The sequence below is a fragment of the Mesorhizobium sp. WSM4846 genome (assembly GCF_055811415.1).
In genome coordinates, this window is sequence record NZ_JBVVPZ010000019.1 from 48985 (window position 1) to 61463 (window position 12479).

A 12479-nucleotide genomic window follows, 5' to 3' on the forward strand; every position below is an offset into this window, starting at 1 on the left:
TGCAGACGCGTCAGCCGGCGCTATCCACAACCTCGAGATTGCCCGCGCGGTTGAGCGTGTGAATGCCCGCGCGGGCCCATGCCGGCCCCGGACCGATCGGGCGGGGCGGCGCAAAACGGACATCTAGTTCGTCAAGCCGGTCCAGCCGCATCAACCCGAGACCGCCGCCATAGGCTCTCGAGCCGTTTTGCACCGGCAGCACCAGGGCGTCACCGTGGCGGATAAAGGCGCCGCCGGGGCGAGCGGCCGAGTGATCGACGGCGATGGGATTGAGCGCGTGCGCAACCCACGGCCCGCGCAGCGAGGGTGCGGAATAGACCGCCATCGTGTCCGACGCGCTGCCATAACCGAACCGCTCCGTCCCCAACAGCCAGAAGCGGCCGTCCGATTCGAGCAGCGTGGCGTCATTGAAATCCTTGTCCGTCAACAGCACGGTGTCGCGTACCCAGCGATCTGGAAACTGCGCGGCGCGGTAGAGCACAAGCTCGCGCGCCGCCGCACTTTCAGGAATCATGAAAATCTCGCCGGCGTGAGCGAACACCTGCGGATACGACAGGTGGTGCTTTTCCTCCAGCACCACCCTCGGTACGCCGAAGTTGCCGTCGGCACCCAGTTCGGCGACAGAAATCACGCCGCGACCGGTAGCGTAGGGAAATTCCTCGACAAACAGATAGTGGCGGCCATCCCGCTCGAGGACGAACGGATCGGCATAGAATCGCTGGCCATCGTCCGCGAGGACGGTGAACGGCTTACCGTCGAGCTGCCGGGTTTCGGCGACACCTGGCCCGTCGATCAGCCGATAGGCAACCTGCCAATAGAAGGGACGCCGTCCAAGCCTGAGTTTTTGCACGGCGCGATCGAGCAACCCGCGGCAGAAAAAGGGCAGATAGTGCCGGACAAAACCGGCGTTCCTCAGCATCGGCGCCGGACTATCGGCAATTGGCGCAAGTTCGCCCGCGGCAAAACGGGCGACGCTTTGCGCAACCAGCGAGATGGCCCCAGCGAGCAGGTCGTTGCAGCTGCGAGACAGCCAGAGCCGGTCGCCGAGCATCGGTCGGCCCCGGGCGACTGTGACGCCGTCGAGGCGCACGGCAAGTTCGGGCAATCGCCCGCTCGCCAGCGTCTCGGCCACACCGGCAGGGAAGCTGCTGCGGCCGCAAAATTCGAGCGTCAGAACCGGCGTGCCTCGCCGTGCGAAAGTGCCGGTAAGATCGACCACGAGTTCGGCCGGACCAGAACCGCCAGACGGCAACGGCTCGGAGCGGCTTGCCAATGAGGGACCGAAGCGCCGGCTCTCGATCGCCAGCACATTATCCAGGCCGCGTGCGATCGGCGCAGGCGTCGGCGCGCGGCCGCTCGAAACCACGTGACCGCCTGCGCTCAACCGCACCAGAAGCGCATTTTCCCAGCGCCGAGATCCGACCGTGTGGCCGATAATTAAAATATTAGTCAATCGAATATATTCTTTTTCAAGACTACTCTGCCAGGATACCTATCGGTTCAGGCTTTCATAAGAGTTACCGGGGCGAACGTGGGCTTGGCTGTTAATCATATATTAAGATTTAAGGTCACGGAGGCGGCTTCTGCCGCTATTATAGCTCGTGGCGAATAATCGGCAGGTCGCGACGCCTTCTGGCGACCAGGATCAGCAATGAACATCCTTTCACATCCAAAACTGCCGTCCAGGCAAAAACTGCTGATCGTGTTCGGCACCAGGCCTGAGGCGCTCAAATGCTTTCCGGTGGTGCGTGCCGCGCTTGCCCATCCAGGTTTCATCACCGAGACATGCATCACCGGCCAGCATCGCGAGATGGTCGACCAGATCATCGAACTGACCGGCCTGCCGGTGCATCATGATCTCAACATCATGCAGCCCGGCCAGACATTGTTCGACGTGACCTCGCGCGTGCTGCTGGGCATGGCCGAAGTGCTGGAGCAGGCGAAGCCTGATATCGTCCTCGTGCAAGGCGACACGACCACGGCGATGACTGCGGCTTTGGCTGCCTTCTACAAGCGCATCCCGGTCGCCCATATCGAGGCCGGATTGCGCAGCCACAATATCAACTCTCCGTTTCCAGAGGAACTGAACCGCAAGATTGCCGGCGATATCGCGACTTGGCATTTCGCGCCGACCATCCAGGCGCGCGACAATCTCATCGCCGAAGGAAAGGCTGCGAGCACCATCTTCGTGACCGGCAACACGGTGATCGACACGCTGTTGCATTTTTCCGGCGCGATCGACGCCGACAGTCTGATGAGCGCAAAACTCGCCGCCGGTTTCCCGTTCCTCGATCCGGCCAAGAAAATGGTGCTCGTCACCGGTCATCGTCGTGAGAATTTCGACGGCGGCATCCATCGTATCTGCACGGCGCTGAAGGGGCTGGCAATGCGCGAGGACGTGCAGATCGTCTATCCGGTCCATCCCAACCCCAATGTGCGCTCGGTGGTGAACGCAGAACTGGGCGGCGTGCCGAACATCCACCTGGTCGACCCGCAGGACTATCTGCCGTTCCTGTTCCTCCAAAAGCAGAGCTATCTGGTGCTGACCGACAGCGGCGGCGTGCAGGAAGAAGCGCCTTCGCTCGGCAAGCCGGTGCTGGTGATGCGTGAGAATACCGAGCGGCCCGAGGGGATCGCGGCGGGCACCGCCCGTCTCGTCGGCACCGATATCCAAAAGATCCTGTTGAATGCCAACAGCCTGCTCGACGACCAGGCGGCCTATCGCGGCATGGCGGAACGACACAACCCATATGGCGATGGCCGGGCCAGTGACCGGATCGTTGAGGAACTGCTGCATCATGACTGAGATCAAGACCGTTTCCGTTATCGGCATGGGCTATATCGGCCTGCCGACCTGTGCCATCTTCGCCAGTCGCGGGCTCGACGTCATCGGCGTCGACGTCAACGAAGCGGTGGTCGAGAAGGTCAATCGCGGCGAGATCCACATCGTCGAGCCGGACCTCGACGGTCTGATCCAGAAGGTTGTCGCCAACGGCAAGCTCAGGGCTTTCAGCACGCCGCAGCCGGCGGACGCCTTTGTCATCGCCGTGCCGACCCCGATGACCGAGGACCACAAGCCTGACGTGAGCTATGTGCTCGCGGCGGCACGAAGCATCGCCTCGGTGCTGAAGCGGGGAGACCTTGTGGTGCTGGAATCGACATCGCCGGTCGGCACGACGCGCATCATGACCGGACTGCTTGCCGAGTTGCGGCCCGACCTCAAATTTCCTCTCGCGCATGGCGAACAGGCCGATGTCCTGGTCGCCTATTCGCCCGAGCGGGTGTTGCCGGGAAAGGTCCTTACCGAGTTGATCAACAACGATCGCTCGATCGGCGGACTGTCGCGCAAGTCGTCGGAATGCACCGCGGCACTCTATTCAACCTTTGTTGCCGGCGACCTGTTCACGACCCAGGCCGAAAGCGCGGAACTGGTGAAACTGACCGAGAACGCGTTCCGCGACGTCAACATCGCCTTTGCCAACGAGCTTGCGGCAGTGTGCCAGGATCTGTCGCTCAACGTCTGGGAGGTGATCGATCTCGCCAACCGGCACCCCCGCGTCAACATCCTGCAGCCGAGCCCGGGGGTCGGCGGCCACTGCATTGCCGTCGATCCGTATTTTATCATCGATGCCGCGCCCAACAGCACGCGGCTGATGGCTTCGGCACGCCGGATCAATTCCGAGCGTCCGTTGTCGGTGGTCAGGGATATACAAGCCTTGCTCGACCCATCCCGCAAGCAGACGATCGCTTGCCTTGGCCTCAGCTTCAAACCCAATATCGACGATATGCGCGAGAGCCCGGCCGTCGAGGTGGTGAAGCTTTTGTCGGATATCCCCAACCTGAAGATCATTGCGGCTGAACCCAACGCACGCAGGCTGCCGCATGAGCTCGAGGGCAAGGGCATCGTCTTCACCGATGCGCTTTCCGCCATCGACCAGTGCGATATCGTCGTCCTGCTGGTCGACCATCGGCAGTTCAATCTGGTTGATCCCGAAGCGCTCAAGGACAAGAAGCTCATCGACACCAGGGGTTTGTGGACCTGGCGCAAGGCACGCAAGCCCGACGCCCGCATCGAAGGCAAGAAATCAGCGCTCGAGGCGCTTGCTGCAAGTGCAGAGGAGGCCGCATGAACGCGCACGACCCAGCCTGGGCGCAGCATCGCCTGTTGGCATCGCGGCGCCGGGAATTCCTCGGCGGGCCGATCCATGCGCTGACCATGGCCGAGACACTGGCCATCGCCGATGAGGCGATGACCCTGCGGCGGCCGCTGCATCATGTGGTGGTGAATGTCGCCAAGCTTGTGAACATGCGCAACAATAGCGAGCTGCGGGAGGATGTCGCGACGGCGGATGTGATCAACGTCGACGGCATCGGCGTGCTTTGGGGGGCGCGTCTTTGCGGCGTCGCGCTGCCGGAGCGGGTGGCCGGCGTCGACATCATGATCAATCTGCTGAGCCTCTGCGCGAAGCGTGGCTTCAGGCCCTTCCTCCTGGGCGCCGAACAATCCGTTCTCGATGCCGTTGGAATGCGACTTGCCAAGGATCATCCGGGTCTCGTCGTCGCCGGCATGCGCAATGGCTATTTCAAGCCGGAAGACGAGGCCGGCATCGTCGAGGCGATCAACGCCTCGGGGGCCAACTGCCTGTTGGTGGCGATGCCGACGCCGCGCAAGGAGCGCTTTATCAAGCGCTATCGTGACGAACTCACCCCGAGTTTCGTCATGGGCGTGGGCGGCAGTTTCGATGTCTATGGCGGCAAGGTTGCGCGGGCGCCAAAACTGGTTCAAGCGGCCGGTCTGGAGTGGTTGTTTCGCGTGGCACAGGAGCCGCGACGCTTGTGGCGCCGCTACTATGACACCAACACCGCCTACGCGGCACTGCTGTGCCGGGAGTTATGGGGCCGTCGGGGACGCCGGAAGGTCGATCCATAAATAGCTTTACCAGGGCGCCGACCCTGGGCTGCTGCATCAGTCCGAAGTCGGAGCCGCTTTTTCCAGGACTATGGAACGACAATTCGGCAAATGCCGTTGCGGCCTATGCGAGCCGCAGCCGCGCCCTCAGCTTGGCTACGAATTGCATCGCGGCGGCGGGATAAAACAGCCAGGTCAGCCCGAAGAAAACCACTGCGCCAGCGGCACCGCCGGCAACGAGCGAGAAGATGGCCGGCATATTGCCGAGCAGAGCGCTGGCAAGGCTGGCGGCCAGCCCGGTGCTGAGCGAGATGACGACCGACGTGCCGATGTCGCGCCATGGCACCGGCACCGGCGTCAGCCGTTCGCTGATGACGATGCAGGCTAAAAGGCCTGCCAGCGATCCGCCCGCCAGCGCCAAAGCAGCGCCGACCTCCGCCATCGGCGGGATCAACAGCACGGACAATGCGATTGTCGCCACCGAGCCGAAGGAATTGGCGATGATCAGCAGCCACGGCCGCTTGTGTGCGTGCACCACGGTGCCATAGACGAAGCTGGCGAGATTGGCACACAGCACACTGAAGGCGATGATCGGAAAGAGCAGGCCGAAACGGCCGTGATACTCGGCGGGCAGCAGGAGTTGCGTGATATCGCTGCTGAGTGCGACCAGCATCGCTGCAACCGGCAGGCAAAGGCGCATCATCAAGGCCATCAATTGCGACAGCAGCCGGCCCGATGCAGCGGGCCCGTCGTCGTCGAACCGGCTGACCACCTCGGGAAAGGCGCCCATGTTGATGGAATTGGCAACCATATCGATCGGCTGGCGGGCCAGTGCATAGGCTGCAGCGAAGATCGCGACTGCGCCGGCATCGTAATAGATCTTGAGGAACACACGCTCGGCGCTGTGCAGGCCGAAGCCTACCAGCGCCATGATGACCAGGGGCACGCCGAGGACGAAGAACTCCTTTTGGGTGAAGCGTGGCGGACCGGCAACGACGCGTCGGGATGCCATGATGCCCGCCACGATGCCGGCGACCAAAACACCAAGGCTCGAGCCGAGCGATACCGTCAGAAAGGAATCTTGAAACATGACGATGGCGCCGATCGGCAGCGCCAGCTGCAGCACGGCGCGCAGGAACTCGAGCATCGAATAGACCGAATGACGCTGCTGCATCTGCAGCACCGTCAACGCGTAGCGGCCGATGGAACCGGCGATCAGGTAGCTGCAGACGGCGATCGCGAACTCGACCCAGCGCTCCGGCACGATCACTGCAGAGGCGATCACGGATATGATCAGCGCCAGCGCCGTGCTGGCAAGCAACACCCGCCCGGCCAGCATCAGGCTGCCGCGGCTGACGTCGCCTTTGCCGCCAAGCCTGAGCATAGCGATGCGCAGCCAGTTGGTGACCGCAATGTCGGTCATTTCGCCGACGGTCACCACCAGGGTCAGCAGCCCATACTCGGTCTGGTCGATCAACCGCGTCACGATGACCAGCAGGAGCAGCGCGGAAATCCGCGTCAGCAGGATCGCCGGGGCATAGATGAGCGTGGAGCGCAGCAGCAAAGGGTTGTCCCCGGAAAATTCCGCCTCGACTAACCGTCGACCGGCGGAAAATCCAGCGCGACAGCGGCGAAGGGTGAACAGATTCAGTTTGAACTAAAAGATTTGCCGTAAACTTACCGGGAACGTTTGCTTTGTGGTTACGCGGTCCGTGCTATCGAGAATACCATGCTGCAAAGTCTCTTACCCGATCGAAAAATACATGTCCTGGTCGCGACCCCGTCGGGTGTGTCGGGGCAGGGGGGCATCGACCGCATCATGGCGGCGCTCGACCGCGAACTCCAACGGCAGGGAGACGGAAAGATCGAGGCGCGCTTCCTTCCCAGTCGCGGTTCAGGCTCGGTCGCGCTGTCGGTCTTCTACATGATTGGCTTTTGCCTTCGGATGTTGGTCGCGCGTATTGCCGGCCGTGCCGACGTCGTTCACATCAACGTATCGAGCTTTGGCAGTACCTACCGCAAGATGGTCATCGCGAGGTGCGCGCGATTGCTCGGCATCCCCTATGTGCTGCATTTGCATGGAGCTCAATACCAGACGTTCTGGAAGGAAAAGCGCAGTTTCATGAGCCGCCGCATCCGGCATATGTTCGAGCATGCCGATCGGATCGTGGTTCTGGGCCGTATCTGGCGCGACTTCGTCACTGCACGGGCGCCAGGCGCGGCCGCGAACATAGTGATTGTGCCCAATGCTACCGAAGTGCCGTCCCTGGCCCATGTCGGTGGTGGAGACAGCGTTCACATCCTATTCCTGGGCCGTATCGGCGACCGCAAGGGCGTGCCGCAATTGTTGGACGCACTGCATCGCATGAAGCCTGTCAAGCAGTGGCGCGCCACAATCGCCGGCGATGGTGACGTCGAGACCGTACGGGCAAGATCGGCCGGACTGGGGCTTGCCGGATGTATTGCCTTTCCAGGCTGGGTGGGTCCGAACGAGGTTGCATCGCTGATCGCTTCGGCCGACATTCTGGCGCTCCCCTCATTCGCCGAAAACCTCCCGGTCTCGGTCATCGAGGGAATGGCCTCCGGCCTCGCGGTGGTCACCACGCCTGTCGGCGCGGTAGAGGACATCATCGTGCACAAGAAAACCGGGTTGCTGGTGCCGCCCGGCGATGTGGCGGCGCTGACCGAGGCACTGACAGAACTGGTTGACGACACGGCGTTGCGCGCCCGTCTTGGCTCGGCTGCCATGGCGGTGCACCGGGAACGGCTTGAGCTTTCATCGTTTGCAGCATCGATATGCCGTGTGTGGCATGAGGCGGCAAACGGCAGGCCGGAGCAAAATCATGAATTTTCTTGACGTAGCGCGCGGTGCCTATGTGCGAAGCCCGCCAGCGGTCAGGCGGCTGCTGGCGCCCATGCTGGCGCTGGCGCCAACGCGGGTGAAATTTGGTGCGACCTATCGGTCATGGCGGAGCCGGATCGCCATGGCCGCCGAGGATCCTATCTATGCCGGGCAATTTCATCTGGCCGCGCTGCGCGCGCTGTTGCAGAAAGCCCATGCCGGCAGTCCGTTCTATCGCGAGTCGATCGACCAGGCCCTCGGTCCTGGCTTCGATCTGTCGACGCTGGGACTTGCCGACCTACGCCGCCTCCCGGTCCTGTCCAAGGACATCCTGCGGACGGCTGGAACTGCAGCGTTGGCGGTGCCGATTGCCCAACTGGATGAGGCCGCCGGCAACGGCTCCAGCACCGACAAGCCATTTCGCTTCTATCTCGACAAGGATCGGAGCGCCCGCGAGATGGCGTTCGTCTACCACGTCTGGTCGCGGATCGGTTATGATGAAGACACGGCGCGCGTCTGCTTCCGCGGGTTCAGCCTCGATGCCACCGGCAAGCGACTGCATGAATGGGACCCGGCACTTCGCGAGCTAAGGCTCTCTGTCTTTCCAATGACGGTCGACGACGCCGATGCCTATCTCGACCTGATCGACGCACGGGGCATCACGTATTTTTATGGCTATCCCTCGGCCATAGAGCTGTTTTGCCGGCATATGCGCGTGCTTGACCGAGTACCAAAACGGCCCGTCAAGGGCATGATGATGATCTCGGAGACAGTCCATCCCCATCAACGGGAGATCATCCGAAGCGTCCTTGGCAGCGTACCGCTGTCCTGCTTCTATGGACTCAGCGAAAAGGTGCTGTTCGCCGAAGAAACGCCCGGAGCCCCCGGCAGCTACGAGTTCAATCCTCTCTACGGCCTCGCCGAATTGGTCGATGCGGCGGGCGAGCCGGTAACGGAGACAGGCAAGGAGGGAAGGCTCGTCGGCACTGGCTTCCTGTCGACCGGCATGCCTTTCATCCGCTACGATACTGGCGACTCTGCCCGGTTGGTGGAATTGCCGAATGAGGCAAACGGCCAGCGGCTTAGAGTCGAGGCTGTCATGCCGCGCCGAAACGTCGACTATCTTGTGACCGCCGACGGCGGCCGGGTGGTGACGACGCACCTCGTGCCCGACGGTCCCGCATTCTTCGACGGCATAGAGGAGCTGCAATTCTACCAGGACCAGCCCGGCGAGGCATTGATTCGCTATATCCCGACCGCCGGGGCGGCACCTGCCTGCGCCGCGCGACTCGTCGAGACGTTGGTCAACCGCACAAACGGTCGTATCCGGTTTTGCCTGAAAGCGGTGGACCGCATTGCCGCCGGGCGGGGCGGCAAGCGGGCGCTCATCAACCAGCAGCTCGACATGTCGCGTTACTGAGACGCAAGACCCAGCGCTCGCACCAGTCCGGCATCGGCTACGGGCGGTCCGTCGGGGAGGATCAGCGACATCCCATGCGGATTGGCGAATTCCCAGACAGACCAGGGTATCGCGAAGCGTTCCGCCTGCTGGCGCACCGCCTCGAGATAGCGCAGACGGTCAGCGTCGAACGCGCCCATGCGGCCGTCCGCAGACATGAGGATGACGCCGAATTCGCCCATGAACAGCCGCCGGCCTGGAATGCCATGCGCTTCGGCCCAGTCGACCGCTTGACGGAAGCTCGCCTCGAGTTGGCTCGGCCCCCAATTCTGCTCGAAATACCGGGCGATTGCTTCACGCGCCGCGACCATGTTCATCACCTGCTCGACCGGGCTCAAGCCGGCGGCGTCCATCCGGGCCTTAAGGGTTTCGGTCACCTTTTCGGGCGTGCTGCTGTCGGCCGGCCAGGGCAGCCCCGAGGCGAAAGCGCCTGTCCCGTCGGACCGCTGGTGGGTGAAACTGTGCGGCTCGTACATATGGAAGCTGTAGTAGAGGTTCGGATCGTTAAAGCCAGGGGCGAGATTGACCAGTCCGGCAATGCTGCCGCCACAGGCGCCTGTTGCGACGATGGTGAGTTCGCTGCTGACTACACGAATAGCGCGGACCGTGTCTGCCATGATCCGCTGCCAATCATCGCTGCCGCTCGAATCACAGGGGTAGTATGCCGGCTCGTTGTAAGGCTCGAGGGCTACCTTGTCGGTGCCAACCCTGGCCAGCATGGCGGCGACCGCCACAACCATTTCGCGATAGCTGGCGACGCCTTCGCTGTCGGCACCGTCATAGATCATCTCCATGCTGTAGGCCGGAACCTGGGTGACGCCGTGCAGGTCGAAAACCACCTTGAGGCCGGCCGACGTGACCCGCTCGACCGCGGCGGCAAGTATGTCGAGCGCCTGCTGGCGTTTGGCGCCCCGGCTGGCAAGCAGAGGGCCGGGGTCGACGCTCAGCCGGACGAAGTCGAAGCCCATCGACCGAATGCGCGCAAACGCGTCGCCGGGCCAATCGGTGAGCGGCCTATGTCCAGCGCGCCACTCCTGCTCGCTGCGATAGGGCGGCCAACGGTAGGATCCATCCTCCTCCACCGGCGACCAGTTGAGCCATTCATGCACACCAACGCCGCGCTGCAGCGGGATCGGCGCAGCGCTGGCGGCTATCGCCATGCCGAGCATCCACGCTGCAACAAACGCCGTCCTTCTCATCGCCACTCTTTCCGTTTCATGGTTGGAGATATTAACCGCAGGATCGGAAAAGAGGATTGCGGTCGCTCGGCTTTTCGACAGCATGGTATACAAGAATCGAAACCCTGGCGGGGCGGTATGAGAATCGGCTGGTACATCAACCGGTTGCGCAGCATGGAGCCGGCTGAGGTGTTGCACCGGCTGGGCGAGCAGCGTCGAAGGATCGCTTCGCGCCGCCGCGACGGCGGCTGGCAGCGTTATGCTTCGCCCCGGTTGCATCCGGTGCTGCGTGGATTGCGCGATGCTGTGCTGGCTGCGACACCGGCACAACGGCAAGCCATAGCGGCGGCGGCGCAAAACACGCTTGGCGGCGAGTTTTCCGCACTTGGGCGGACATGGCCGCGGCGCGATCCCGATCGGCTGTTTCCTCCCGAGCTTTGGCGCCTTGATCCGGTGACCGGCAGGCTTTGGCCGGGTGCGGAGGCCCATACTTTCGATATCGATTTTCGCCATGGCCGCGGCCGCGGCGATGTAAAATACGTGTGGGAGATCAACCGGCTGCAGCGGTTGCCGCCACTGGCCGCCCACCTGCTTCTCGCCGGCGTCGACCAGTCCCGGAGGGCCATAGAGGCGGCGATCGACAGCTGGCATTCAGCCAACCCGCCGTTTCGGGGGGTTGGCTGGGCCTCCGGCATCGAAGTCGCGCTGCGGGCCATCAGCCTGATTGTCACCATGGACCTCGTCGGCGACCGACTGGGCGCGGCGACACGGCAGCAAGTGGGCGAAATACTGGCGGCAAGCGCCTATTGGCTGCCGCGGTTCCCCTCCCGGTTTTCCTCCGCCAATAATCATCTCGTCGCAGAACTGGCTGGCGAGTATCTGATCGGCCTGGCGTTGGGGGCTGCAGCCGACGCTGCACGCGGCGCCCTCCAGGCTGAGGCGGGCACGCAGATTCTCGCCGATGGCGCCGGTGCCGAGCAGACCCCGACATACGCGGCCTTCACCGCCGAACTCATCTTGCTGTGCGCCGCTGCGGCACGCCAGGCCGGAACGCCGTTTGCCTCGCCCGTCGAAGCGCGCCTGGCCGCTTTTGCCAATTTCGTCGCCTGGCTGCCACCAGCCGCCGGCTTTGGCGACAATGACGAAGGTCGCGTGCTGACGCTCGGGGACGAGCCGGACTATGTCCGATCCGTCGCCGCCGCCATCCATGGCTTTCTACAGATGCCGGGCAAAGCAGCGGGACCCGACGATTTTCGGGCGCTTGTCTTTGGCACGCCGTTGGAGCCGGCACCGGTGTCGCGTGGGCTGCAAACGTTCACGCAGGGCGGGCTCTCGGTCTGGCGCGGCGAGATGAACGGCCGCAGCATCGATCTGACATTCGACCACGGCCCGCTCGGCTATCTCTCGATAGCGGCTCACGGCCATGCCGACGCGCTGTCGCTCACCTTGTGCATCGATGGCGAGCCGGTGCTGGTCGATCCCGGCACCTGGCTCTACGGTTCGGGAGGCGTCTGGCGCAACTGGTTTCGCTCGACACCGGCGCATAACACGCTGAATATCGAGGGCAAAAGCCAAAGCATCATCGCCGGGATGTTCAACTGGTCGCACAAGGCGATTGCGGAGTTGGTGGAGAGCGAGCCGGGAACGCACTGGAAGCTGCGCGCCCGCCATGACGGGTATAAAAGCCGCTTCGGCGTCGTGCATCAGCGCACCGTGACGCACCGGGCCGACGGCATCGTCGTGAGCGACCAACTGCTCGGCGGCAGGCGTGTGGCCGAGATCGTCTTTCAACTCGCAGCCGGCCTCGGCACTGACCGGGACGAAAATACGGTCACGGTGCAGCGCGGCGATGAGCCGCTGATAGCCATGCGCTTTCCGGACGCTGCGGTCGACATCCGTGCCGGCGGCGACGCACCGGGGCAGGGCGGCTGGGTTTCACCGCGTTTTGGCGTCAGGCAGCCGGCCGAACGCGTCGCCTGGCGTGGCGAAGTGGGCGAAGGCGGAATTGAGATACACCTCGCGGCAATCCGCCGGCCGCTATGATAGCGACCGGCGCTGCAGCAGAGCGGCCTCTCCGGTGTTTCGGCCATG

General features: G+C 63.2%; 9 protein-coding genes. 6 read left to right on the forward strand and 3 right to left on the reverse strand.

Annotated elements, in window-relative coordinates:
* Window positions 1-10 precede the first annotated feature (10 nt).
* Entirely contained in the window at window positions 11-1132 is a 1122-nt protein-coding gene (locus AC0L15_RS17465) for a glucosamine inositolphosphorylceramide transferase family protein (protein ID WP_287249391.1), read from the reverse strand.
* Window positions 1133-1651: 519 nt separating this feature from the next.
* On the opposite strand from AC0L15_RS17465, the gene wecB reads away from it, so the two are divergent.
* From wecB to AC0L15_RS17480, 3 genes are read left to right on the forward strand one after another with little or no spacing between them, the layout of a single operon-like run.
* Window positions 1652-2806 carry a non-hydrolyzing UDP-N-acetylglucosamine 2-epimerase gene (wecB, locus tag AC0L15_RS17470; protein WP_287249392.1) on the forward strand — a complete coding sequence of 385 codons (1155 nt, stop codon included), beginning with the start codon at window positions 1652-1654 and terminating at the stop codon, window positions 2804-2806.
* Window positions 2799-4130 (forward strand): UDP-N-acetyl-D-mannosamine dehydrogenase, encoded by a 1332-nt coding sequence (wecC, locus tag AC0L15_RS17475; RefSeq protein ID WP_287249394.1) that lies wholly within the window; start codon window positions 2799-2801, stop codon window positions 4128-4130. The genes wecB and wecC overlap by 8 nt, the downstream gene beginning before the upstream one ends.
* Window positions 4127-4930: a WecB/TagA/CpsF family glycosyltransferase gene (locus tag AC0L15_RS17480; RefSeq protein ID WP_287249395.1), complete on the forward strand. Its 804-nt coding sequence runs from the start codon at window positions 4127-4129 to the stop codon at window positions 4928-4930. Before wecC ends, AC0L15_RS17480 begins: the two co-directional genes overlap by 4 nt.
* A gap of 103 nt (window positions 4931-5033) precedes the next feature.
* Here AC0L15_RS17480 and AC0L15_RS17485 read toward each other — a convergent pair whose 3' ends face one another.
* Complete coding sequence (locus AC0L15_RS17485; protein WP_287249396.1) at window positions 5034-6473, reverse strand: lipopolysaccharide biosynthesis protein; 1440 nt, start codon at window positions 6471-6473, stop codon at window positions 5034-5036.
* 165 nt (window positions 6474-6638) lie between these two features.
* Here AC0L15_RS17485 and AC0L15_RS17490 point away from each other — a divergent pair, with 165 nt between their 5' ends.
* Both AC0L15_RS17490 and AC0L15_RS17495 read left to right on the forward strand, forming a co-directional pair.
* The gene (locus tag AC0L15_RS17490) at window positions 6639-7766 is read left to right on the forward strand and encodes a glycosyltransferase family 4 protein (RefSeq protein WP_287249398.1); all 1128 of its coding nucleotides are present in this window, start codon (window positions 6639-6641) and stop codon (window positions 7764-7766) included.
* Window positions 7753-9171, forward strand: a complete 1419-nt coding sequence (locus AC0L15_RS17495) for a phenylacetate--CoA ligase family protein (protein WP_473496642.1) — start codon at window positions 7753-7755, stop codon at window positions 9169-9171. Before AC0L15_RS17490 ends, AC0L15_RS17495 begins: the two co-directional genes overlap by 14 nt.
* Here AC0L15_RS17495 and AC0L15_RS17500 read toward each other — a convergent pair.
* Complete coding sequence (locus AC0L15_RS17500; protein ID WP_287249400.1) at window positions 9165-10409, reverse strand: glycoside hydrolase family 5 protein; 1245 nt, start codon at window positions 10407-10409, stop codon at window positions 9165-9167. The two genes, AC0L15_RS17495 and AC0L15_RS17500, sit on opposite strands and share 7 nt — an antisense overlap.
* 117 nt (window positions 10410-10526) lie before the next feature.
* Between AC0L15_RS17500 and AC0L15_RS17505 the strand changes: the two genes are divergently transcribed.
* Window positions 10527-12431, forward strand: coding sequence for a heparinase II/III family protein (locus AC0L15_RS17505; RefSeq protein WP_473496643.1), 1905 nt, complete (start codon window positions 10527-10529; stop codon window positions 12429-12431).
* Window positions 12432-12479 lie beyond the last annotated feature (48 nt).

Coding starts and splice junctions, on each gene's coding strand:
- AC0L15_RS17490 (WP_287249398.1), top strand. CDS start 6,639: ATGCTGCAAAGTCTCTTACCCGATCGAAAAATACATGTCCTGGTCGCG.
- AC0L15_RS17495 (WP_473496642.1), top strand. CDS start 7,753: ATGAATTTTCTTGACGTAGCGCGCGGTGCCTATGTGCGAAGCCCGCCA.
- wecB (WP_287249392.1), top strand. CDS start 1,652: ATGAACATCCTTTCACATCCAAAACTGCCGTCCAGGCAAAAACTGCTG.
- AC0L15_RS17500 (WP_287249400.1), bottom strand. CDS start 10,409: ATGAGAAGGACGGCGTTTGTTGCAGCGTGGATGCTCGGCATGGCGATA.
- wecC (WP_287249394.1), top strand. CDS start 2,799: ATGACTGAGATCAAGACCGTTTCCGTTATCGGCATGGGCTATATCGGC.
- AC0L15_RS17505 (WP_473496643.1), top strand. CDS start 10,527: ATGAGAATCGGCTGGTACATCAACCGGTTGCGCAGCATGGAGCCGGCT.
- AC0L15_RS17480 (WP_287249395.1), top strand. CDS start 4,127: ATGAACGCGCACGACCCAGCCTGGGCGCAGCATCGCCTGTTGGCATCG.